At 71.1% G+C, this 23,351-nt stretch carries 13 protein-coding genes; 8 read left to right on the forward strand and 5 right to left on the reverse strand.

Going from position 1 to position 23,351, the window contains the following annotated elements:
- Positions 1-53: 53 nt before the first annotated feature.
- Positions 54-1,139 (forward strand): alpha/beta hydrolase, encoded by a 1,086-nt coding sequence (locus tag AB0C46_RS31065; protein ID WP_362831899.1) that lies wholly within the window; start codon positions 54-56, stop codon positions 1,137-1,139.
- Here AB0C46_RS31065 and AB0C46_RS31070 read toward each other — a convergent pair.
- The gene (locus AB0C46_RS31070) at positions 1,136-1,921 is read right to left on the reverse strand and encodes a TetR/AcrR family transcriptional regulator C-terminal domain-containing protein (protein WP_362831900.1); all 786 of its coding nucleotides are present in this window, start codon (positions 1,919-1,921) and stop codon (positions 1,136-1,138) included. The two genes, AB0C46_RS31065 and AB0C46_RS31070, sit on opposite strands and share 4 nt — an antisense overlap.
- A 96-nt stretch (positions 1,922-2,017) precedes the next feature.
- Between AB0C46_RS31070 and AB0C46_RS31075 the strand changes: the two genes are divergently transcribed.
- Positions 2,018-3,361 (forward strand): FAD-dependent monooxygenase, encoded by a 1,344-nt coding sequence (locus AB0C46_RS31075; RefSeq protein WP_362831902.1) that lies wholly within the window; start codon positions 2,018-2,020, stop codon positions 3,359-3,361.
- Between the two features lie 490 nt (positions 3,362-3,851).
- Complete coding sequence (locus AB0C46_RS31080; protein ID WP_362831903.1) at positions 3,852-4,670, forward strand: IPT/TIG domain-containing protein; 819 nt, start codon at positions 3,852-3,854, stop codon at positions 4,668-4,670.
- A gap of 95 nt (positions 4,671-4,765) precedes the next feature.
- Here AB0C46_RS31080 and AB0C46_RS31085 read toward each other — a convergent pair whose 3' ends face one another.
- The gene (locus AB0C46_RS31085; protein WP_362831904.1) at positions 4,766-5,815 is read right to left on the reverse strand and encodes a tyrosine-type recombinase/integrase; all 1,050 of its coding nucleotides are present in this window, start codon (positions 5,813-5,815) and stop codon (positions 4,766-4,768) included.
- A gap of 1,719 nt (positions 5,816-7,534) precedes the next feature.
- Between AB0C46_RS31085 and AB0C46_RS31090 the strand changes: the two genes are divergently transcribed.
- From AB0C46_RS31090 to AB0C46_RS31105, 4 genes are all read left to right on the forward strand, one after another.
- The gene (locus tag AB0C46_RS31090; RefSeq protein ID WP_042154910.1) at positions 7,535-7,741 is read left to right on the forward strand and encodes a DUF5988 family protein; all 207 of its coding nucleotides are present in this window, start codon (positions 7,535-7,537) and stop codon (positions 7,739-7,741) included.
- Positions 7,742-7,821: 80 nt separating this feature from the next.
- Entirely contained in the window at positions 7,822-9,156 is a 1,335-nt protein-coding gene (locus tag AB0C46_RS31095; protein ID WP_362831906.1) for a beta-ketoacyl synthase N-terminal-like domain-containing protein, read from the forward strand.
- A 32-nt stretch (positions 9,157-9,188) separates the two neighbouring features.
- Positions 9,189-15,533, forward strand: a complete 6,345-nt coding sequence (locus tag AB0C46_RS31100; RefSeq protein WP_362831907.1) for a type I polyketide synthase — start codon at positions 9,189-9,191, stop codon at positions 15,531-15,533.
- A 424-nt stretch (positions 15,534-15,957) separates the two neighbouring features.
- Positions 15,958-16,482, forward strand: a complete 525-nt coding sequence (locus tag AB0C46_RS31105; protein WP_362831908.1) for an ATP-binding protein — start codon at positions 15,958-15,960, stop codon at positions 16,480-16,482.
- A gap of 256 nt (positions 16,483-16,738) precedes the next feature.
- On the opposite strand, the gene AB0C46_RS31110 is transcribed toward AB0C46_RS31105, so the two are convergent.
- Both AB0C46_RS31110 and AB0C46_RS31115 read right to left on the reverse strand, forming a co-directional pair.
- The gene (locus AB0C46_RS31110) at positions 16,739-18,133 is read right to left on the reverse strand and encodes a transcriptional regulator (RefSeq protein ID WP_362831909.1); all 1,395 of its coding nucleotides are present in this window, start codon (positions 18,131-18,133) and stop codon (positions 16,739-16,741) included.
- 312 nt (positions 18,134-18,445) lie between these two features.
- Complete coding sequence (locus AB0C46_RS31115; RefSeq protein ID WP_362831910.1) at positions 18,446-19,960, reverse strand: glutamate synthase subunit beta; 1,515 nt, start codon at positions 19,958-19,960, stop codon at positions 18,446-18,448.
- Between the two features lie 594 nt (positions 19,961-20,554).
- Between AB0C46_RS31115 and AB0C46_RS31120 the strand changes: the two genes are divergently transcribed.
- A complete protein-coding gene (locus AB0C46_RS31120; protein WP_362831912.1) occupies positions 20,555-22,027 on the forward strand; it encodes an amino acid permease in 1,473 nt (490 codons plus the stop codon).
- A 698-nt stretch (positions 22,028-22,725) separates the two neighbouring features.
- On the opposite strand, the gene AB0C46_RS31125 is transcribed toward AB0C46_RS31120, so the two are convergent.
- Positions 22,726-23,253, reverse strand: a complete 528-nt coding sequence (locus AB0C46_RS31125; RefSeq protein WP_362831913.1) for a hypothetical protein — start codon at positions 23,251-23,253, stop codon at positions 22,726-22,728.
- Positions 23,254-23,351: the final 98 nt, after the last annotated feature.

A 23,351-nucleotide genomic window follows, 5' to 3' on the forward strand; every position in this document is an offset into this window, starting at 1 on the left:
GTTCCACCGCACACCGCCCTCACGAGCGCGCCGTACTCGCCCCAGGAGGAAGCATGCCGCAGTCCGCCAAGACGACGCCCACGCCGGCCACGTCACCGGAAGACGGGGCACCGGCGCCGGAGCGGGCCGCCGCCGCGCCGCCGGCGGCGGTCCACCGCACGGTGGAGGCCCCCGGCGGCCGCATCCACCTGGTGGAGCAGGGCAGCGGACCCCTCGTCCTGCTGGTCCACGGGTTTCCCGAGTCGTGGTACTCGTGGCGCCACCAGCTCCCCGCGCTCGCCGCAGCGGGCTACCGGGCCGTCGCCCTCGATGTACGCGGCTACGGGCGCTCGTCGAAGCCCCGCGAGGTGGCGGCCTACCGGATGCTCGCCCATGTCGCCGACAACGTCGCCGTGGTGCGCGCCCTCGGCGAGGAGACCGCCGTCATCGCGGGCCACGACTGGGGCTCACCCATCGCCGCCAACTCGGCGCTGCTGCGGCCCGACATGTTCACCGCCGTGGCCCTGCTGAGCGTGCCGTACGCGCCCCGCGGCGCGACCCGGCCCACCGAGGCCTTCGCGCAGCTCGGCGGCGCCGAGGAGTTCTACATCAGCTACTTCCAGGAGCCGGGCCGGGCGGAGGCGGAGATCGAACCCGACGTCCGTACCTGGCTCGCCGGGTTCTACACCGGGCTCTCGGGCGATGCCGAGCCCTCGTCCGACCCGGGCGGCGCCGGCCTCTTCTCCGTGCCCCCGGGCGGAAAGCTGTCCGACCGCTTCCCCGCGGGCCCGCCCCGGCCCCTCTCCTGGCTCACCGAGGCCGATCTCGACTTCTATGCGGCCGAGTTCGAACGGACCGGCCTGGCCGGCGGGCTCAACCGCTACCGCAATGTCGACCGGGACTGGGAGGACCTCGCCGCCTGGGACGGGGCTCCGCTCACCCAGCCCGCCCTCTTCATCGGCGGGGAACGCGACGCCCCCACCCAGTGGATGGCCGACGCCATCAAGGCGTTCCCCCGCACCCTCCCCGGCCTGTCGTCCTCCCACATCCTCGACGGCTGCGGCCACTGGCTCCAGCAGGAACGCCCCGGGGAGGTCAACCGGCTCCTCCTCGACTGGCTGCGCTCGCTGCCCGCGGCCTCCGTACGGACGACGTCCTAAGCGAGGCCCTGCACCCGGCTCATATAGGCCGCCAGGCCGTCCAGGATCCGCTCCAGGCCGAACTCCCCGGCCCGGTCGCGGGAGGCGCTGTCGGCCTCGGTGGCCGCGACGGCCGCGGCGACCGCGGGAAAGCGGTCGGCGCGGCCGGCGAGCAGCTCGTTCAGCGCCGCGCTCATGACCTGTTCGGGTTCCTTGGCCCGGGCGCTGCCCAGCCCCATCGAGGACGAGACCTGGGCGATGGCGCGGATGTGGCCGCTCACCACGACCACGGCGTCGAGCTGCTCGGCGCCGGTCAGACCGGTGTCCGCGAGCGCGGCGAGGGCGCGCTCGGTCCAGCCGAGTTCATGGGGTCCCATGACCCGCGGGCCGACGGCGGCGCCCAGCAGCCAGGGGTGCCGGTGGTAGACAGCCGCCAGCGCGTGCGCCCAGGCCCGCAGCGCGACCCGCCAGGGCTCGCCGTCGCCCCGGCCGGCGGCGTCCGCCGACGGTGCGCCCGGCGGTTCCCCCATCGCCCGGTCGATCATCAGCGCGACCAGCTCGCTCTTCCCCGGCACATAGCGGTACAAGGACATCTTGGTGAAGTCCAGCTCGGCCGCGACCCGTTGCATGGAGACCGCCCCGAGCCCGCCGGTGTCGGCGAGGCCGATGGCCGTACGCGTGATCCGCTCCAGGCTCAGCGCCGGCTTGGGGCCACGGCTGGGCCGCTCGCGCCCGCCCCACAGCAACTCGACGCTGCCCGCCTGATCCCCGAACACGCTGCGCTTCTCGTCGTCTCCCGCCATCCCCGCATCCTAAAACTGTGTCCGGGGTACACAGAACAGTGTCCGTCGGATACAGTTTCTTGTGTCCGTACGACCGGTCGACGTGGGGAGCGTGCGATGACGTACGAAACGACAGCGGGGCAGCAGGGCGCAGACGGGCCCGGCCGGGTGCGGGGGGAGCGAACGGCACCGCCACGGCCGGCAGTTCTGATCTCCGGCGCCAGCGTGGCCGGCCCGGCCCTGGCCTACTGGCTCGGCCGCTACGGCTACCGGACCACCGTGATCGAGGTGGCCCCTGCCCCGCGCGGCGGCGGCTTCGCGGTCGACTTCCGCGGCGCCGCGCATCTGGCGGTCCTGGAGCGCATGGGCGTCCTGGACGACATCGGACGGCACCGCACCGGCCCCGGCACCCCCATGACCTTCATCGACGGGCAGGGCCGCGAGCTCGCCACCCTCCCGCCCGAGTTCGCCGCCGGCGAGGTCGAGATACTCCGCTCGGAGCTGTCCCGCCTCCTCCACGCGCACAGCCTGACCCCGCCCGACGGCGGCCCCTTCCCCGGCACCACCCCCGAGTACCTCTTCGGCGACTCCCTCACCTCTCTCACCGAGACCGCCGACGGCGTCCACGCCACCTTCGAACGGGGCGCGGCACGCACCTTCGACCTGGTGGTCGGCGCCGACGGTCTGCACTCCACCGTGCGCCGGCTCGCCTTCGGCCCCGAGGAGCACTTCGTCAGCCACCTCGGCTACTACATCGCCGCATGGGACCTGCCCGCGGGAGCCGGAGACCTCGGCGCCCGCCCGGTCGGCTACGGCGAACCCGGCCGGCTGGCAACGGTCGGCAGCCTGCCCCGCCGCGCCGGAGAGCCGGGCTACACCGGCGAGACCTTCTGCGTCTTCGCCTCCGAGGAGCAACTCCCCTACGACCGGAGCGACATCCACTCCCAGAAGAAGGTGATAGCCCACGCCTACGAAGGAGCCGGCTGGCGGACACCGGAACTGATCGACACCCTGTGGGAGGCCGACAACCTCTACTTCGACTCCCTCAGCCGCGCCGATGTGCCGACGTGGTCCACGGGCCGCACCGCGCTCCTCGGGGACGCCGCGTACGGTGCCACCGTCGGCGGTATGGGCACCGGCTCGGCGATCGTCGGCGCCTATGTCCTTGCCGGTGAACTGGCCCTCGCCGGAGGCGACCACCGGACGGCCTTCGCCCGCTACGAACAGAAGCTGCGCCCCTACGCCACCCGCTGCCAGGAGGGCGGCCGCGGCGCCGGCGAGTTCTTCGCCCCCGCCACCCAGGAGGCGATCGACGCCCGCAACACCGCCCTGAACACTCCGGCCGCCGTCACCGCCATGCTGGAACAGGGCCAGGACATCTCCGCGGCGATCGCGTTGGAGGACTATCCGACCCTGGTCGCGAAGACGGCCCCGGCTGCGGGGGAGGCGCGTGTGGGGTAGCGCCGACTGGGGCTGTGCGGAGTCGAGTTGAGGGGAGCGGCGCCGGGGCGAGGCACCTCCCCCCACCCGCACCCCCCACCCGCACCCCCTCCCCGCACCCCCTCCCCGCACCCCCTCCCCGCACCCCCTCCCCGTACCCCAAGGCGTGGTGGAGCCGCCGCAGTTCGCGCTGGGCCGATCGGGTGCTGCGGTGTCAACGCGATTGCCGGGCGTCAACTCTTCTGGGTTACTGGTGAGGCCTGGTCGGTGGGCCGTCCATCCCCCTCGGGTTTCGGTAGCCGGCCCGCCCACCAGCCCTCTTCGCTGCAGGGCTGTGAAGGACGGCCAGGAGCGCGACGGCCCCCGCACCGCAGGTGTGGGCCGGCCACTGCGCGCCCGTCTGTGTCGTCCTCCTGTACGGCCGGCTGCTGCCAGTGCTCGGGTTCCGGCTTGTGCGCCATGGCTGTCACGAGCAGGCCGAGCAACGAGCTCACACAGCAGGAGGACCTTCATGTCTACACCCACACCTCAATCGGCACAGTCGGCACTGCCGTTGCCGATCGGGCCGGTGCTGCTCGGCGTGGTGCCGGCCACGGGGCCGACCGCGGGCGGTAACACGGTGCAGCTGGTCGGCCTCGGCCTGGGCGGCGCCAGCAGTGTCCTCTTCGGGGGGACGTCGGCGACCATCGTCGGGCTGGACCCGCTGGGGCTGACCGTCACGGTAGTGGCCCCGGCGCACGCCGCGGGCCCCGTGCAGGTCACCGTCACCAATGCCGCCGGTACCAGCAACCCGGCGTCGTACGTCTATGTCACGCCGGGCGCGCCGGTGGCTGCGGCCATCAGCCCCAACACGGGGTCGACGGCGGGCGGCACGCCGTTCGCCATCGTCGGTTCGAACCTGCAGGGCGCCTCCGTCACCATCGGCGGCAACGCGGCGACCGTGCTGGGTACGGACCCCACCGGATCAACCCTGTTCGGTGTCACTCCGGCCGGACCTCCCGCCGGCGGCAATGTCCCCGTTCTGGTGACCTCTCCGGGCGGCAGCACGTCCGTCCCGGGTGGTTACACCTACGTGCCGCTGCCTCCGACGGTCACCGGAACGGTGACGCCGTCCACGGGGGCCGCGGGAGCCGCCTTCACCATTGTCGGAACCCACCTCTTCGGGGCGTCCGTGCTCTTCGGGGCTGCACCCGCCACCGGGGTGACGGTGGATGCGAGCGGCACCACCGTGACCGGTACCGTGCCGGCGGGCACCAGCGGGACGACGGTGCAGGTGACCGTCCAGACCGCGGGCGGCAGCGTCAACGCCGGGTCCTTCACCTACCTGTGAGGGCCCGCACCCCTGGACGGCGGTCCGGGTCCCGGCGCCTGATGTCCACCGGTGGCACGGTCCCCGGCCGGGCCTAGCCGGGCAGCTCGGCACCGTTACTCCGTAGGGGGGCGCAGGAAAACGGTTCGGCCCCCGCCCGACGTACGGGCGGGGGCCGAACTCGCCGGTGGCTCCCCATGGCTCTCCGCGGAGAGGCGATGCCCGTCAGGGGGCAGATACCGCCGGGTGTCCTGCGGGGGCCGCCCGGCGGCGCCGCACAGCAGCGGCAGCGGGAGCCCGGCGTCCGCCAGCCATGTCAGGCCCGTGTGGCGCAGGTCCTGGCGCCGGAGGTACTCATGACCGAGCTCGTCCACCACGTCGTCCCAGTGGGTCGCGTCCCGCAGCACCGCGGCGGTGAACCGGCTCCGGTGCGGGCCGGTGAACAGCCGGGCCGGGGGAGTGTGCCGGGCCGTCTCCAGCCGGCCGGCCGCCAGCTCCCGTGCGGCGGGGCGCAGTGGCACCACCCGGTGATGTCTGCCTCTGCACGGGCGGTCGTGCAGGCCTTCCGGCTCGGACACGGTGAAGTGCTGGACCTGCCAGGTCCAGGTGCTCACATCGATGTCCTGGGCCTGCAGAGCGGACACCTCGCTGAAGCGGGTGCCGGTCCAGGCGGCGAACCGGACGATGTCGCCCCACCCCTCGTAGCCGTCGGAGGACCGTTGGACGAGGGTGGCCGCCAGCCGTTCCAGGGCGTCCGCGTCGGGCAGTGCCAGCGACCGCGGAGCGGTGCGTTCGGCCTGCGCGCGCTGGTACTCCTGCTGCCAGCCGGCCACCCGCGCCGGATTGGCGTCCAGCACCCCGTCCCGGACGGCCTGCTCCAGGACGCGGACGAGGACGGCGAGGCTGTTCTTCACCGTCGACAGGCCGCATTCGTCGGCGATCCAGCAGTGCAGCGCGCGGTTGACGACCCGGCGGGTGACCTTGCGTACGAGGACGTGCCCGATGCTGGGCACGACACGCAGCCGCCAGCCGGCCTGGTAGGGGGACATGGTCAGGGTTTCCAGGCCGTGCATCGCTGCCGCCCACCTCTGTTCCCCGTAGGCGGCGAGTGACATCGTGTGTGTGTCGGTCCCGGGCGGAATCTGGCACACGACGTTATTGTTCATTCTCGAATCACCCTTGTCTGCTGGGAAGTTATTCGACCGACGGAGCCGATGGCGCGATTCGCTCGTGAGCGTGAAACCGAAGTCGAGGAATCGTGACCGCATCGTGCTGTGAACGGTGCTGTGAACTGCGGTCCCCGGCGGAGAGCACTTTGCTGCAGCTGCTGCTGCGGAAGGGGAACGGCAGCCGGCCGAGGCCGGCAAAAGGCCGGGCTCTACAGCACAGACGGGCCGCGCCGACGGCCCTCCCGTGGATCACTCACCGGTACGGGAGAATTGTGGGCGCACCTCCAACTCGCTTATGGACAACGGAAGATGCGGAGACGGCGTAGGCTTTGCCGATGTCGAAGTGACTTCCATTGTCACCAGCAGCGGTGTCCGGCGGCGGTCGGCTATTGACAGCGCGTCGGTTCCCGCCGTGTTCCACACACAAGAATGACAAGCGGCGAGCTTGCTGCTGCACACGGTTCTATACCGCGATCAAGCCGGAGCAGTGAGCAATCAAACGCTTCATCAGTCATGAGTGGAATAAAGGCATCTTCTAAGGCCATTGCGCAAGTTGGTACGAGTTCCCGCTTTTCGCGCTGCTCCGAACGGGTGGCCTTATCGGTTGACTGTTGTAGCCCGCCGAGCCGCATGGATAACTAGTCCCATCCAACCGGTGGGCCGCCCATCCTCTCCGGGGAGCGGCACCTGGCCTACCCGTTGGCCCGGCTCAGCGCCTGGTTGCGGTCAGACCGAGATGCCGTATGGGCGTCCCCGGTAGAGGGTTTTGGATCCGTCAGCCGGTGCCGGCACCTCGGCACCGGCTGATCGGCCCCCACATTCGGATCAGGGGGCTTCATGCGAACCATTTCCACCATTCGCTGGGTCAACGGCGCAGGCGCCTTGATCCCGGCCCTCACCGCGACCGCACCGGAACCCGACCGGTCCGGCGGTGACCTGAATCTCCCGATTCCGATGCCGGATGAGAAATCCGCGCTCATGACCGCGTCCGGCCCGGCACCCGCGTCCGGCCCGGCACCCGCGTCCGGCACCGCCACGTCGGCCCCGGCGCCGCACCGTACCCCTCCGCTCGACGACCCGCACGGCAACGGCGGTGCGGATGCCGCGCTCCGGCGCACCACCACTGCGGATTCCCCGGCGGGACGGTGCCCCCTCCCCGTCCGCGGGGAATCCGCCGGGTATTCCCGCACCGACCGAGCGGCCGGAGCGGTCCGTGTCCCCGGTTCCGGCCGGCGCCCCGTACCGGCCGGAACCGGCGTTCGCGGTATCCGGACCGAATTCCCTTGCACCGGTGGCGATATCGCCACAACCGATGGTGTGGAGCCCCCCATCTCCACTTCGCCGAAAGGGAATTGCGTCCTGCGCGGCGCAGGCCGCTCCCTCGGCAACGGAAGCGTGCCGATGACCGCCGCCCGCGTCACCGGCACCCGTCCCACCGCGGTTCTCGCGGCGGGATTCAGTAATAAGGCCTGAGCGGGCCGACACCCCGCAGCCTGCCCCCGGGCGCCGCCGGGACCACCACGGTCACCGTATTCCGCCGCGCCTGCACCACGCCGACGACCTCCACGTCGCCGTGGCCGCTCCATCCACCATGACCGGTCCGGCAGTTGTCACTCCGCCGCAACCGGTCCCGCAGTGATCTGCATCCGGGTCCCCCCACCTCACATCTGAAGCCTGCCCCACACAACCCACTGCGACAGAACACCGGAGAACAGCATGGCGAAAAGAAGAATGGTGATCCTCGTCGACGGGCCGGAGGGTAATGCCCTGCCGCAGCACATGCGCGACGACGCGGGCGATCCGATAAGGCTCCTGCGGGGCAACGGGTACGAGCGTTTCGAATTCTACGGCGAGTACGCGGACCTGGGCGGACAACAGGTCCCGGTGTACCGCTGGTGTTACCGCACAAGAATCGCCGAGTAGGCGCTGTGCGTCCCCCCAGAAGAAAGCGATGTGCAGAGGAGATCGAACATGTTGAACCGCGTGAGGGACGGAGTTCTGTCATGAACCAGCAGTCTGGGAACTCCGGAGAACGAAACAAGAGCCGGGATGCAGTGGTGACCGGTGTCGGATTCTGTCTGCCCGGCCGGACGGAGCCGGTCTTCACCGCCGATGACATGTGGGCCGTGATCTCCAACGGCCAGTCCTGCCTGAAGCGTGACGAGGTCTACTACGGCTCGGTCGAGCTCACCCAGGAGATGTTCGACGAACGCCTCCCGGACGTGCCGCCGTTCTTCTCCCGCCACTACACCTCGGCGCACCGTTTCGGCCTGGTGTCGATGGCGGAGGCCACCACCGATGCCGGGCTGACGTTCTACGGCGGTGCCCTGAGCGAAGCCGCGATCCTGGTCGGGCGCGGTGGTGTCGACGCGAACATCGAGAGCTATCTCTCGGTGCTGAGCGCCGACCCCGGCAAGACCAGCGCACCGGACGCCATGGAGCTGTTCGTCGCGGCCGAACAGGCCGTGACACCCTCCGATGTCGCGCTGGTCCAGGCGGCGCTGACCCAGTCCAACGGCCCCTGCTACACCGTCTCGTGCGGCTGCGCCTCGTCCGCCGTGCAGATCGGCAACGCCCGGCGGATGATCGCCCAGGGCGAGGTCGAGGTCGCGGTCGTGACCGGCGTCGACGTCTTCAACGTCCACCTCATCCAGAACATCCAACGGCTGCTGAGCGGAGCGCAGCAGACCTACGACGACCTCCGCACCACCGGAATGCCGGAGCTGCTGCCGTCCTTCAGCTCCCTGATGCGGCCCTACGACCGGCGGGCGGACTGCATCAACCACGGTGAGGGCGCCGCCACGGTGATCCTGGAGAGCCGTGAGCACGCCGCCCGGCGCGGTGCGCACATGTACGGCCAGGTGCTGGCCACCGCCATGACCCGGGACGGACTGGCCAACCCCCTCGCGTCCGACGAGACCGGCGCGGAGCTCGTGGCCGCCGTCCGCCGCTGCCTCGGCGACCGGTGGCGGATCGACCAGGTGCCGTACGTCCACGGTGGCAGCGACGGCAACATCGTCGTCACCGCCTTCGAGGCGGCCGCCATCCGGGAGCTGTACGGACCCGACAGCGATGTGCTGATGACGTCCCAGGAGGGCTGCTTCGGTCACAACGGCGCACCGGCCGGCTGCCTGGGCGTCGCCATGACGCTGATGATGATGGAGCGAGGGCAGGTCTGCCCCACCGCCAACTGCGAGCAGCCGGCCGACGGGCTGCCCTTCGACCCCGTCCCCGGCGTGCGGCCCCGCCCGCTCGACTTCGACTACGCGCTGAGCTTCAACTACCAGGTCGGCGGCGTGAAGAACGCCATCCTCCTCGGCAGTCCGGAAGCCGTGTGACCGGCAGATCACCTCCCACATACGGAGACCCGATGAGCAACGACATGCACGGCTCGCCTGCCGAGTCACGACCCACCCAGGAGACAGAGCCCATCGCCGTGATCGGCATGGGCTGCCGGCTCCCCGGCGACACCGATTCGCCAGCGGCCCTGTGGCGGCTGCTGGTCGACGGGCGTGACGCCGTCGGCGAGCTGCCCGCGGAGCGCCGGCGCCTGGTTCCCGAGGGCTCCCCCGGTCCGGGGAGCCGGGCACCGACGCCCCGTCAGGGCGGCTATCTGCGCGACGTGACCGGTTTCGATGCCGCCTTCTTCGGCGTCGCGGGCGGGGAGGCGGACGTCCTGGACCCCCAGCACCGCCTGCTGCTGGAAGTCACCTGGGAGGCCCTGGAGCACGCCGGCCTCCCGCCGGACCGGATGAACGGCACCCAGACGGGCGTCTTCGCCGGGATCAGCTACAGCGACTACATGGATCAACTGGCCGGTCAGCCACAGGAGTTGGAGGGATCGATCCTGACCAACGGGCACTGTGTGGCGGCCGGCCGGATCTCCTACCTGCTCGGTCTGCAGGGGCCGTGTGTGGCGCTGGACACCGCCTGCTCCTCCTCCCTGGTGGCCGTGCACATGGCACGCCGGTCCCTGGGCGCCGGTGAGTGCGATGTCGCGCTCGCCGGCGGCGTCACCCTCAGCTTCCAGCCGCGCATCACCCGCTCCTTCGCCCGCATGGGCATGCTGTCGGCCGGCGGACGCTGCCGGACCTTCGACGCCGACGCCGACGGGTTCGTGCGCGGCGAGGGCTGTGGCGTCGTGGTGCTCAAGCGGCTCTCCGACGCGGTACGGGACGGCGACCGGGTGCTGGCGGTGCTGCGCGGCTCGGCCACGAACCAGGACGGCTCGTCCGAAGGCCTGGCGGCACCGTCGGTGACCGCCCAGCGGGCCCTGTATCTGGACGCCCTCGGACAGGCCGGCGTCGACCCACGGGACGTGGGCATGGTGGAAACTCACGGCACCGGCACCCCCGTGGGGGACCCGATCGAGTTCGCCAGCCTCGCCGAGGTCTACGGCTACGGGCCGGGCCGGTGCGCCCTGACGTCGGTGAAGACCAACGTGGGGCATCTGGAGCCGGCCGCCGGAGTCACCGGGCTCATCAAGAGCGTGCTGTGTCTGCAGCGCGGCACCATCCCGGCGAATCTGCACTTCCGGCGCTGGAACCCGGCCATCACCCCCGGGGGCACCCGTTTCTTCGTCCCCACCGAACTGACCGCATGGCCGCTGCGCACGGCCACCCGGCTGGCCGCCGTGTCCTCCTTCGGCTTCTCGGGGACCAACGCCCATGTCGTGCTCGAACAGGCCCCGGAACCGCGGCCCGCGCGGAGCCAGGAAACCGGCCGGCCGACCCGGACGACCTCCGATGTCTTCCTGGTGTCGGCCGGTTCCCCGGACGTCCTGCCGACCGCGGCCACCCGGCTCGCGGACTGGATGGAGGGCGACGGCGCCAACGTCCCGCTCCGCGACATCGCGCACACCCTGGCCCTGAGACGCTGCGCGGGCCGCGGACGGATGGGCGTGGTGACCTCCGCGCGCCGCGAACTCATCGGTTCGCTGCGGGCGTTCGCGTCCGGGGAGCGGCACCCGGCGGTGGTGACCGGCGCCGTGGGCGCGGCGGTCGAGCGGCAGCCGGTGTGGGTGTTCTCCGGCCAGGGCTCCCAGTGGCCCGGCATGGGACGCGGTCTGCTGAAGACCGAACCGGCCTTCCTCGACGCACTGACCGAGCTCGACGAGCTCATCAGGGCGCAGAGCGAGGTGTCCGTGCTCGATGTGGTGCGGCAGGGCAGACCCGTCCAGGGGTGCGGCACGGTGCAGCCGGTGCTGTTCGCCCTGCAGGTCGCCCTCGCCGCCACCTGGCGCTCGTACGGCGTCGAACCCGCCGCGGTGATCGGCCACTCCATGGGCGAGGTCGCGGCGGCGGTGGTGGCCGGGGCGCTGTCCCTGGCCGACGGGGTCCGGGTGATCTGCCGGCGCTCCGGACTGCTGAGCGACATCGCCGGCAGCGGCAGCATGCTCAGCGTCGGGCTGGACGCCGCCACGGTGCGCGAGGAACTCGCCGGCAGCGCGGCCGACACCGTGTCCATCGCCGTCCTCTCGGCGCCCGACTCCACCGTCGTGGCCGGGCGGACCACGGAGGTGAGCCGGCTGGCCGCCGCCTGGGAGGCCCGGAAGATCCCCGTGTTCCCGATCGCGGTGGACGTCGCCTCCCACTGCCCGCTGGTGGACCCGGTGCTGCCGGCGCTGCGCTCGGCGCTGGCCGGTCTCACGCCGCGGCAGCCCAAGGTGCCGTTCTACTCGACGGTCGTCGACCCCGGGGAAACACCGGCCTTCGACGCCGACTACTGGTGCGACAACCTGCGCCGCCCGGTGCGGTTCGCCGAGGCGGTGGCCGCCGCGGCGGCCGACCGGCACGTGGTCTACGTCGAGATCTCGCCGCACCCCGTGGTCACCCACTCCGTCGACAGCAGCCTGGCCGGTCTCGTCGCGGACCCCGTCGTCCTGCCCACACTGCGCCGCGACGAGGACGACCAGTCCACCCTGCGGACCCAGCTCGCCGCACTGCACTGCGCCGGGGTGCCGGTGAACTGGCGGCACCTCTACGCCGAGGGCGCCCTGGTGGACGTGCCCACCGTCACCTTCGACCGCCGCCACCACTGGGCCGACGCCCCGCAGCCCGCGGCCGTCGCCGAGGCCCCCCGGGCCCAGCTGCCCGGCCACCACACCGAATTCCCCGGTGAGCCCGTGCGGCACTGCTGGCGTGCCGACGCAGGTACCGACGCACTGCCCTGGCTCGCCGACCACCGGGTGCACGGCAACCCGGTCTTCCCCGGAGCGGCCCACTGCGGCCTGGCCCTCTCGGTGGCCTGCGAGGTCTTCGGCGCGGCACCGCACGAAGTGGAGGTCACCGACGTCCACTTCAAGCAGCTGCTGCGGCTGGAACCGGACACCGAGATCTCCACCGTCGTCACGCTGACCGCACCGGACCGGGCCCAGTGCCAGATCCTCGCCCGCAACGAGCACGGCGACTGGGAGCCGCAGGCGGACGCGGTGCTGCACCGGCTGAGCGTGCGGCCCGAGCTCCGGCCCAGATCCGTCGACGAGATGAGCCTGCGCCACCCGCTGTCCGTCGATCCGGCCGATCTCTACGCCGGTCTGCGCCGGCGCGGCCTGGAACACGGCCCGGCCTTCACCGGTGTCCTCCAGCTGAACGCCGGCCGCCACAACGACAGTTTCTGGGCCAGGGTCGCGGTACCGCGCCAGGCGAGCAGTCCGCCCCCCGGGCTGCCGGTCCACCCCGTACTCCTCGATGTCTGCGCCCAGCTCGCCGTGGCGCCGCTGATCAACGAGGAGGACCAGGCGCTGGTGCTGCCGGTGGGCATGCAGGCGCTGCGCATCATCGGTGATCCCGCGAGCGCGGTGTACTGCCACGCACACGTCAGCGAGATCACGCCGGAAGCCATCGTGGCGAATGTGCGCCTCCTGGACGACGGCGGCGCCGTGGTGCTCGTCGTCAACGGTCTGCGCTTCGCACGGCGCGCGGCCGCCCGCGGCGCCCCGGCGGTCGACGACTGGCTGCTGGAGATCGGCTGGCGCGCCACCCCGCGTGCGGCCCCGGACGGCGGTCACGCACCGGGCAGCTGGGTCATCGTGGGCGAAGCGGACGGCTCGGCCCAGGCGCTGGCCGCCGCGCTGCGCACCCGCTGCGCCCGCACGGTCGTCTGGGACCGGCCGCTCGACGGCGCCTCCCTCGACACCTTCCGGGACGCCCTCACCGGGCGCCTGGCCGCCACCCTCGAAACCCCGCGCGGTGTGGTGCTGGTGTGCGGCCCCGCGGACGGCGGGGAGCCCACCGAGCAGTCCCTGCGGCGCACCCGCAGACTGCTCGGCGCCCTCCAGGCGATCACCGCCACCACGGACACCCCGCGGCTGTACGTCGTCACGCGCGGGGCCCGCGCCGTGGTGCCGGGCGACGAGGTCGACCTCGGCCAGACCGCACTGCGCGGACTGCTGCGGGTCGGCGCCCTGGAACACCCCGAGCTCCGGCCGGTGCTGGTGGACGCCGACCCGCACGACGCCGATCCCGAGGAGGTGTCCCTGGAACTGCTGGCGGACGCGGACGACGACGAGGTCGCCCTGCGTGCCGACGGCCGGTACGTCGCCCGCCTGGAGCATGCCGCGCCGAGCGGCGGGCAGGACGAGGCGGCCACCACGTGCACCGTGCGCTACGGGGTGGACGGGTTCCGGCTGCGCGCCGGCCACCTGGGCGATCTGTCGAGCCTGGAGTACGCCGTCACCGAACGGCGCGCGCCCCGGCCCGGCGAGGTCGAGGTCCGGGTCACCGCCGCCGGCCTGAATTTCCGCGATGTGCTCACGGCCATGGGCCTGCTCCCCGGTGAGACGGACGTCCGCTACCGCATCGGCTTCGAATGCGCGGGTGTGGTGAGCGCGGTCGGCGACGGGGTGGCACGCCCGCAGGTCGGCGACGAGGTGATCGCGGTCGATCTGCGGGGCGGCGCGTTCGGGTCGTTCCTGACGGTGCCCGCCGACGCGGTGGCCCCCGTCCCGTTCGGCATCGAACCGGTCGTCGCGGCCGGGCTGCCGATCGCCTTCCTGACCGCCTGGTACGCGTTGCACTCGGTCGCCCGGCTCACCGCCGGGGAGCGGGTGCTGATCCACTCCGCCACCGGCGGCACCGGTATGGCGGCCATCGCGGTGGCCCGGTTGCTGGGCGCCGAGGTGCTGGCCACGGCCGGCAGTGCGGACAAGCGCCGCTATCTGCGGGGCATGGGCATCAGCCATGTCATGGACTCCCGCACGCTGGAATTCGGCGAACGCACCCGCGAGGCGACCCATGGCGAAGGCGTGGACGTGGTCCTCAACTCGCTGTCCGGGGCGGCCATCCGGACGGGCCTGGAGACCCTGCGCCCGTTCGGCCGTTTCGTGGAGCTGGGGGTCCGCGACATCCTGGCGGACGCCCCCCTGGGCATGCTGCCGCTCCGGCACAACATCACCCTGAGCACCGTCGACCTGATCGAGCTGCGGCGCAACCGCCCCGACACCTTCGCCACGGTGTGGCAGGAGGTCCTCGGCGCGTTCGAGGAGGGCCGGCTCAAGCCCCTGCACTGCACGGAGTATCCGCTGTCGGAGGCCACCACGGCCTTCCGCACCATGGCGGCCGCCGACCATGTCGGCAAGCTGGTGCTGACCGTGCCCGACAGCGGGGAGGCCCCCGCGGTGCTGCCCGACATGGAGCTGCCCGTACAGGAGGGCGGCGCCTATATCGTCACCGGCGGCCTGCGCGGCCTGGGGCTGGCCACGGCGAAATGGCTCGCGGGCCACGGCGCCGGCCATCTCGTGCTCAACGGCCGCTCCGCCCCGTCCCCCGAAGCCGCGCAGACGCTCGCCACGGTGATCGGCAAGACCACCAAGGTGTCGGTGGTCCTCGGCGACATCGCCGAACCGGGCGTCGCCGAGCGGCTGGTGTCCACGGCGGTGGCCGACGGATTCCGGCTGCACGGCGTGGTGCACTGCGCCATGGTGCTGGACGACGCCGTGATCGCCAACGTCGCCGACGACCAGCTGGAGCGGGTCTGGATGCCGAAGGTCGCCGGCGCCTGGCAGCTCCACCGGGCCACGGAGGGACACCCGCTGGACTGGTTCGCGGCGTTCTCCTCGATGGCCTCGCTGCTGGGCAATCCCGGCCAGGGCTCCTATGCCGCGGCGAACTCCTGGCTCGACGGGTTCGCGGCCTGGCGCTCCGCACAGGGCATGCCGACACTGGCCGTCAACTGGGGCCCGTGGGGCGAGATCGGGGTTGCCACCGACTTCAGCAGCCGTGGCTACCGCACCATTCCCACGGACCAGGGTCTGGCGGCGCTGCAGACGCTGCTGGCGCACCGGCGGGTGCAGACCGGGGTGCTTCCCGGCCCGCCGGACACCTGGCTGCCGCCCGCGGGCCGGCATCTCCCCTTCTTCAGCCAGATGTCCGGCGATGCACCGGCGGAGCAGGCCCCGGCACCGGACGACACCACCGAGGACATGCGGGCCCGGCTCACCGCCCTGCCGCCCGGGCTGGCCCGGAGGGCGGCGCTGGAGGAGCATCTGGCGGGCCATGTCCGTGACGTCCTGCGGATGGGCAAGAGCTCGCTCGACCCGCAGACCCCGCTGAAATCCCTGGGGTTCGACTCCCTGCTGGCCATGGAGCTGCGGGCCCGCATCGACCGCTCCTTCGGCCTCAGCCTCCCGAGGAACTTCGTATGGGAGCATCCGACGCTCGCCGCCCTCGCCGCCGGTATCGCCGAGCAGCTGGGCCTGGAATTGACGGCACCGTAGCCCCGTCCGTCTTCGGGGAACACCACGCCCGGCGGGCCGCTCAGGCCCGCCGGGCGTCCGTCTGTTCACGGCACCGCCGAAGCGGTAGCATTTCTTCCACATTCTTGGCGCATTAATTTCCGGCACCCGCGACATGTATTTTCATCAATTGCATTGCCGATAATGCGCAACCGTTTTCTTATGGTGATAGTATTTCGCGTCGGCGATATCCCCGGTCGCTCCCATTGCTGCACTGTACGCCTTCCCGGGCAGGCTCTCGCGCTGCTTGAATTAATACGGGAAAGAGGGCGGAAGCGGTCCGGTGCACACCGGAGGCGCGGCGAACTCCGAAGGCCGCCAGGACAGATCGAGCGATGGCGCTGGCAGTGCTTCATGAGGCGAAAGCGGCATCGGAGTCCATGAGGCATGTACGAAAGGGGTAGTCATGTTACCCACCACAATGCATTCGGCCGAAGTCATCGTGACCGCCCGGCATATCGCCGGCTGGCCCCAGGAAAGAAACTCCCTGGTCCCTGCCGACTGCTGGGGTTCCGCGCAGCGAATGGTGCTGCGACTGCCGGCGCTGAAACGCGCCGTACCGGTCTGCCGGAGCCTGGCGCGCTCCTGGCTCGACGGACAACGCATACACGACGAGGACACGCGCTATCTGGTGCTGCTGGTCCTGTCGGAACTGTTCACCAACGCCGTCCAGCATTCCGCCGGCACCCGCATCACCTGCCGGATAGGGAGATCCGAGAACCTGCTCCATATCGAGGTGCACGACCGCGGGGGAACGCCGTCGGTGCCCCGGATGCGCCGCCCGGACCAGTGGCAGGAGCACGGCCGCGGCCTGGAACTGGTCGCCAGGTCCTCCTCCCGCTGGGGCCGCAGGATCGAGGCGGACAGCGGCTGCACCGTGTGGGCCGCGGTGCCGCTGGCAGCCGGCGTACGGCACGGCGTGGCGCCTTAACGCACCCACGGGGCCGGTCCCGGCAGCAGGGCGCCGGCCTCGCACGACGGAACACCACAAGCGGCGGGCCGGATCGCCACCGGCGACCGGTACACCTCTGCCGCTGCACCCCTTGCGGGGTGGCTCCCGACCGCCGACGGTCAGACAGGCTCCGGCTCCGCACCCCCTCCCCGCGGGACGGTACGGGCCCGCTGGCCGTCGGTGCCCCCACGACCGGCCGCCCCGCCCGCCGGCCCGCCCCGGCGCCGGACGGGCGTCACTGGGGCACCCGCACACCGCTCTCCTGCACCAGGGCGTCGAATTCGCGCACCGGCGTCGTGTCGCCGAAGGGCCGCAGCTCGTCCCTGAAGCTCTGCAAGTACCGTTCACCGAGCGCCGACTTCAGCCTGCCGAGCAGCGCCACCGCCTGCACGGCGGCCTGGCACCCCTCCTCGACGTCACCGGCCTGCACTAAGACGGTGGCCAGCAACAGCAGATCGATGGCCCGGCGCCGTACCCGGGTCCGCGGATGCCGGGCGAGGGCCTCCTCGGCCCGCCGGGCGGCCGGCCGCGGCTGCTTCAGATCCCGGTAGCAGTGGGCCAACTCGTCGGCCAGGTAGGCGCGGTCGAACTGGGTGATCCACTCGGGGCCGTCCCCCGGAACGGCATGCGCCATCGCTTCGGTGGCCTTGTCCGCCAGTATTTTGCACATCCGCGCGTCCCCGAGCATGGCGTAACCGCGCGCCTCGGTCGCATAGAACATGGCCTGCGCGGCTAGCGGAGCCCGCCCCCGGGTACCTTCCTGCGCGGCGCGGGCGAGCTGGACCGCCTCCCGGGAGCAGCCGGCGCCGACGGCGAGATGACTCAGTCCGGCCGCCAGCACATAACCGCCGTAGCACCGGTCGTCAGCGGCCTGCGCGAGTCGCAGCGCCTGGATGTAGTAGCGCTGCGCCAGGCCCGGCTGCCCGACGTCCAGGGCCGTGTACCCGGCCAGCTCCGTCAACCGGGCGGCCGCGGCGAACAGTTGCCGTCCGGTGGCTTCGCCGTAACTCCCGTCCATCAGGCCGGACAGCACGCTGCTGAGACAGGAGACGACGACCGGTCGTACATAGCCGCTGCCGACCCGGTGGTCGAGTTCGGCCAATGCCTGTGTGGTCGCCCGGACCAGCTCCACATCGGTCGCCCCCACCCGCGGCCCCAGCCGCCGGCTGTGTGCCACCTGCGGGTCCGGGGAACTGATCAGCCAGTCCCTGCTGGGCTCGACCAACGCCGAGGCGGTCATGGCGGAACGCGACAAAAGCCCCCTGGACTCGGCGTCCATATGCCATAGTTCACGGACCTGTTCCAGCGCGTCCTCCACCGTGGCCGCGAAGTGGAGTCCGACCCCGCAGGTCACGCTGTTGCCGTTGGCCATGCCGATCTCTTCCGTCGAGACCGTGCGGCCGAGTTTGCCGCTCAGCGCCTCGGCGATGATGGCCGGCACCCGGCCGCGTGGCCGCTGACCACTCAGCCACCGGCTCACGGAGGTCTTGTCGTACCGAAGATCCAGGCCCTGCGCCTCTCCCAGGACGTTCACCTGCCGGGCCAGGGCGGAGTTGGAAAATGAGGCTTCCTGGATGAGCGACCGCAGCCGCTGGTTGGACTGACGCGCGACGAGTGGTCGGGCGGCCATGGTGCGCCTCCAAGCACATGCCGCCAACGATTCACGTTGGCATATCCAGAGAGAACGGGACAGGACAGTCAATACCCAACAAGCGGGTCTGAATCGCCATGACCAAAGTCAAGTCGTCGCCTGGGCGTTGCGCCCAGTAGCAAAGGTGCATGAGGGGGCTCCAGAAGCCCTCCCCTCGCACCCGCCTGCCCACCGCGCTCCTGCCGTCCGCTCCGGCGCCCACCACTCCCCACCGCGCACAACCACCACCACCCGAGCGCGGCCCACGCACCCGGGTGAGCCGTCCGCGCCGGGGGTTCGTACCCCGCGGGGTCACGCCACCAGCGGCCGGTCCGTCGGGGCGATGGGGGCCGGGAGCGCGGTGGAGCCGGTGAGATAGCGGTCCGTGGCCGCCGCGGCGGCCCGGCCTTCCGCGATGGCCCACACCACCAGGGACTGCCCCCGCCCCGCGTCGCCCGCAACGAACACCCCGTCCGCTGCGCCGGCGTCCGGCCCGGCCCCGTTCGTCCGCTCGCCCCGCACGGCCGCGAAGCCGGTGTCCCGGGCGAAATTCCCCCGGGCGTCCAGCGTGAGCCCGAGCTGTGTCATCAGCCCGGTGCCCCGTTCCGGACCGGAGAAACCGAGGGCGAGCAGCACCAGCTCCGCCGGGATCACCCGCTCGGTGTCCGGCCGCGGCCTCCTGGCCGACGGTTCCACTTCCGTCAGATGCAGCGCACGCACCTGGCCGGCCGCGTCCCCCTCGAATCGGAGGGTGGCGGAGGAGAAGAATCTCGGATCGGTGCCCGCCCGGCCCCGGGCCTCTTCATGGGCGTGGGAGATCCGGTAGACCTTCGGGTAGATGGGCCAGGGCTCGGTGTCCGGCCGGGCATCGCCCGGCTCCGGATTGATGTCCAGCTGCACCACGGAGGCCGCGCCCTGGCGCAGGGCGGTGCCCAGACAGTCCGAGCCGGTGTCCCCGCCGCCGACGATCACCACATGCTTGCCCTCGGCGGTGACGGGCGGCGAGGCGTAGTCGCCCTCGCCGACCCGGTTGGCGAGCGTCAGATATTCCATGGCCTGATGGATGCCGCGCAGTTCACGCCCGGTGACGGGCAGCTCCCGCCGCTCCGTGGCACCGACGGCCACCACCATCGCGTCGTGACGCCTGCGGAGTTCGGTGACCTCGGCCTCGCCGCCGACGTCCACCCCCGTGCGGAACTTGGTGCCCTCCGCCCGCATCTGTGCGATGCGGCGGTCCAGGTGCTGCTTCTCCAACTTGAACGCGGGGATGCCGTAGCGCAGCAGTCCGCCGATGCGGTCGGCGCGCTCGTAGACGGCGACGGTGTGCCCGATACGGGTCAGCTGCTGGGCCGCCGCCAGCCCCGCGGGCCCGGATCCGATGACCGCGACGCTCTTCCCGCTGAGCCGTTCCGGCGGGTGCGGGGACGCGTACCCCTGCTCCCAGATCTGGTCGGCGATGGCCTGCTCGACGTTCTTGATCGTCACCGGATCGGCATTGATGGCCAGCACACAGGCGTCCTCGCAGGGCGCCGGGCACAGCCGTCCGGTGAACTCGGGGAAGTTGTTCGTCGCATGCAGCCGCTCGGCCGCGGCCCGCCAGTTGCCCCGCGTCGCGTACGCATTCCACTCGGGGATGAGATTCCCCAGCGGGCAGCCGCTGTGGCAGAACGGTATGCCGCAGTCCATGCACCGCCCCGCCTGCTCGGCCACCAGCGGCAGCAGCGCCTGGCCTGCGTAGACCTCGTGCCAGTCGCTCAGCCGCTCCTCGACTGCGCGCGCCGGAACGGGCCGGCGGGGGACCTTGAGGAAGCCGTGTGGGTCGGTCATGCACCGCCTCCGTCGCTCACTCACGGTGCAATAAGGCGTTCTGCCAGCCTACGCCTGGTTTGTTCGCCTTTCATGGGCCTGCCGGGGTGATCACGGGGGTGCCGGGTCACTCGGCGCCATGGACCGGAAGGGGGCTAGATCTCGCCACCAGGGACGCGCCCTGCGCTCCCCGGCCGACGCCCGCCGACCCCGCTCGTTCCTCGTGCTGCGCCTCCTCGTCATCGCGGCGACGGGCCCCCCGCCTCGGCAATATCGGACAAAGGTCATGTACTTACCGGAATGAGGCATCGACAATGCGTGATTACCCCCTCGATCGGTTGCTCAGGCGAGATAACGATTCGATTACGGGAACCGACGTCTTGTCCGGTCATGGGCGTTTTTGACTGATCCATCCCGTGAGCTGCGCCACGCTGGCTGATTTTCGCCCGTGGTACATCTTCTCGACCACCTGACGGACATCACCCATGTCCGCGTAGGGGGCGCTTGAGCCGGCCGATCGCCGGCATGCAACTCCATCAGCATCCGGGGGGATCGAAACCCGATCCGTCGCCAAGTGAGGCGCGGGTCGGCATGGAGCGGAAGGGCGCACCACACATGACCTCAACGCAGGTCGGCACGAACCCCGGCGACGACAACGGCGCCTCGGGCGCCGCACCGGAAGAGGGCTACGAGCGGGGTCTCGGCAGCCGTCAAGTCCAGATGATCGCCATCGGCGGCGCCATCGGCGTCGGCCTCTTCCTGGGCGCGGGCGCGAACATCGCGAAGGCCGGGCCCAGCCTCATCCTCATGTACGCCCTCGCCGGCGTGATCGTCTTCTTCATCATGCGAGCGCTCGGTGAGCTGCTTCTGTATCGCCCCGTGTCGGGTTCGTTCTCGGAGTACGCCCGTGAGTTCCTCGGTCCGTTCTTCGGGTTCGTGACGGGCTGGACGTACTGGCTGATGTGGGTCGTCACCGGCATGGCCGAGCTGACGGCCGCCGCGATCTACGTGCACTTCTGGTTCCCGCAAATCCCTCAGTGGGTCACCGCGCTGGTCTTCCTGGTCGTGCTGTTCGTGGCCAACCTGATCTCGGTGAAGATCTTCGGTGAGATCGAGTTCTGGTTCTCGATGGTCAAGGTCACCGCGCTCGTCGGCATGATCGTGATCGGTCTCGGCGTCGTCACCTTCGGCTTCAGCCAGGCGGGAGACGCCGCCGCGGTCTCCAACATCTGGGCCCACGACGGGATCTTCCCCAACGGCATCGGCTCCAGCCTCATGACCCTCCAGGGCGTCATGTTCGCCTACCTCGCCGTCGAGCTGGTCGGTGTCACCGCGGGCGAGTCCGAGGACCCGGAGAAGACCCTGCCCAAGGCCATCAACACGCTGCCGTGGCGCATCATCGTCTTCTACGTCGGTGCGCTCAGCGTGATCCTGATGGTCGTCAAGTGGACGGAGTTCCAGCCGGGCGTCAGCCCGTTCGTGGCTGCCTTCGCGAAGATCGGCATCCCGGCCGGTGCGGCGATCATCAACTTCGTCGTCCTGACCGCGGCGCTGTCGTCCTGCAACTCGGGTATGTACTCCACCGGGCGCATGCTCCGCGACCTCGCCGCCAACTCCGAGGCCCCGAAGGTCCTCGGCAAGCTGAGCTCCACCAAGACCCCGGCCCTCGGCATCACCCTCTCCGCCGCCCTCATGGGCATCGGCGTGATCCTCAACTACGTCGTCCCGGAGAAGGCGTTCGGCTATGTCACGTCGGTGGCCACCGCGGCCGGCATCTGGACCTGGCTGATGATCCTCATCAGCCACATCCTCTACCGCCGCGCGGTCGTCGCCGGCCGCCTGCCCGCCTCGTCCTTCCCGGCACCGGGCGGCACGGTGTGCAGCTGGATCGCGGTGGCGTTCCTGTCCCTGGTGACCGTACTGATCGCCATCGACCCGGACAGCCGCGTATCGCTGTACGTGGGCGCCGGCTGGGCCGTGTGCCTGGCGATCGGCTGGGCCATCCTCAAGTCGCGCAACCCGCACCTCACGGCAAAGGGAACGCCCGAGGACAAGCAGCTGCAGACCACCGGACAGCCCCGCCGCTGAACCACAACGGGGCCCCGAAGGCCCCCGGCAGACGGCCCCCGACGCCGTCACCTCCCCTGACAGGGCGCCCAGGCACAAACCGCCTGGGCGCCCCGTTGGCTTTGCGGGCGGGCCCGCCCTCGCGGGCTGCGACAAGCCGAGGGGCGCGGCCTCCAGCCGACCGGCCGTCCGACGGCGAACCGGCCGAAGAGGAGAACGGTGAGGTCGGCGATGCGGGCGGGCATGACGGGAACAGCGCGCACGGAGAACATCACTGTCCCTCCCTGTCCCGGGCCTTCTCGTTGTGGAGGTATCCGGCGGCCTGGAGGCTGAACAGGTAGGCGTAGATGTCGTCCCGCTCCACCAGCTCGCCGTGGTTCCGCCGGCAGCGCCACCGTCGCGACCCTTCCAGCCGCCCACGAGGGTGGCAACTCCGGCGGGTACGGGCTCACCGGAGTCGAGCCGGCAGATGGTGAAGCGGATGTTCTCGCCCCGGAGTTGGTGGGCCATGCCGTCGATGCGTGCTTCGAGGGATCCGGGTGCCTGACGGCCGTAGCAGCGAGCCATGGAGGTAGCCGCCGGCGCGGCAGGGCATGAGCGCAGCTCTGCTGCGTGGAGCTGTCGCTCACCTCGTCAAGAGTGGGCCAGTGACCTGCATGTTTGTGCTCGGAGGCAGGTCACGTGCCCAAACGTCCGGCGGTTGTGGGACAGGAGGCTAGCTAGCTGCGCGCTCGGCGCTGGCCAGGCAGCAACCGGATGGCGAATACGGATCCGTCGGCATGCACGGAGACGGGTCCGCCCCACTTCTTGTCCCAGGCGAGCCGGGGGCGGGTGTGGCGGGTCGCGTGCACGCTGGCGCGGTATTCCTCGACCCGTCCTTGGGAGACGAGGTTGAAGAGCCTCGCTTCCACGCCTGAGAACGCCTCGACGCGGGGGCCGTTCAGCCGGAAGACGTGGTCGGTTCCGGCGTAGGTGTCTCCGAGAAGTTCGTGGCTGATGTCCTGGACGCTGCCGCTGGCGGCGTGCTCGAAGCCGTCGAATCGCTTGTAGCCCTGTCGGTCGGTCAGGTATCGAGCGGTCGCCTTGCCGGAACCGGTGAAGGCCATGAGTCCGGCCGCCCCCGTGTGACCGAGAGTCTCCTGGAACCAGGTGTAGTACTTGGGCGTCACATGGCAGCCGGGTAAGGGCTGGTGAATCACGTCACCCTCAGGGGGCGGCTGGATGCCCGGCATGACATTCTCCTGCACGGGCCTAGTGTTCTGAGTCAGGAATTCGTTTCATGAGTAGAGTCTGTTCATGGCTCGGATGGGGCGGCCGAAGGCTGCGTTGGTGCTGATTGCTCAGG

The sequence above is a fragment of the Streptomyces sp. NPDC048637 genome (assembly GCF_040650675.1).
In the GTDB taxonomy this organism is placed as follows: domain Bacteria; phylum Actinomycetota; class Actinomycetes; order Streptomycetales; family Streptomycetaceae; genus Streptomyces.

Bases quoted from the DNA above. Each gene is read 5' to 3' on its own strand.
- AB0C46_RS31065 (WP_362831899.1), top strand. From the start codon at position 54: ATGCCGCAGTCCGCCAAGACGACGCCCACGCCGGCCACGTCACCGGAA.
- AB0C46_RS31070 (WP_362831900.1), bottom strand. From the start codon at position 1,921: ATGGCGGGAGACGACGAGAAGCGCAGCGTGTTCGGGGATCAGGCGGGC.
- AB0C46_RS31075 (WP_362831902.1), top strand. From the start codon at position 2,018: ATGACGTACGAAACGACAGCGGGGCAGCAGGGCGCAGACGGGCCCGGC.
- AB0C46_RS31080 (WP_362831903.1), top strand. From the start codon at position 3,852: ATGTCTACACCCACACCTCAATCGGCACAGTCGGCACTGCCGTTGCCG.
- AB0C46_RS31085 (WP_362831904.1), bottom strand. From the start codon at position 5,815: ATGAACAATAACGTCGTGTGCCAGATTCCGCCCGGGACCGACACACAC.
- AB0C46_RS31090 (WP_042154910.1), top strand. From the start codon at position 7,535: ATGGCGAAAAGAAGAATGGTGATCCTCGTCGACGGGCCGGAGGGTAAT.
- AB0C46_RS31095 (WP_362831906.1), top strand. From the start codon at position 7,822: ATGAACCAGCAGTCTGGGAACTCCGGAGAACGAAACAAGAGCCGGGAT.
- AB0C46_RS31100 (WP_362831907.1), top strand. From the start codon at position 9,189: ATGAGCAACGACATGCACGGCTCGCCTGCCGAGTCACGACCCACCCAG.
- AB0C46_RS31105 (WP_362831908.1), top strand. From the start codon at position 15,958: ATGTTACCCACCACAATGCATTCGGCCGAAGTCATCGTGACCGCCCGG.
- AB0C46_RS31110 (WP_362831909.1), bottom strand. From the start codon at position 18,133: ATGGCCGCCCGACCACTCGTCGCGCGTCAGTCCAACCAGCGGCTGCGG.
- AB0C46_RS31115 (WP_362831910.1), bottom strand. From the start codon at position 19,960: ATGACCGACCCACACGGCTTCCTCAAGGTCCCCCGCCGGCCCGTTCCG.
- AB0C46_RS31120 (WP_362831912.1), top strand. From the start codon at position 20,555: ATGACCTCAACGCAGGTCGGCACGAACCCCGGCGACGACAACGGCGCC.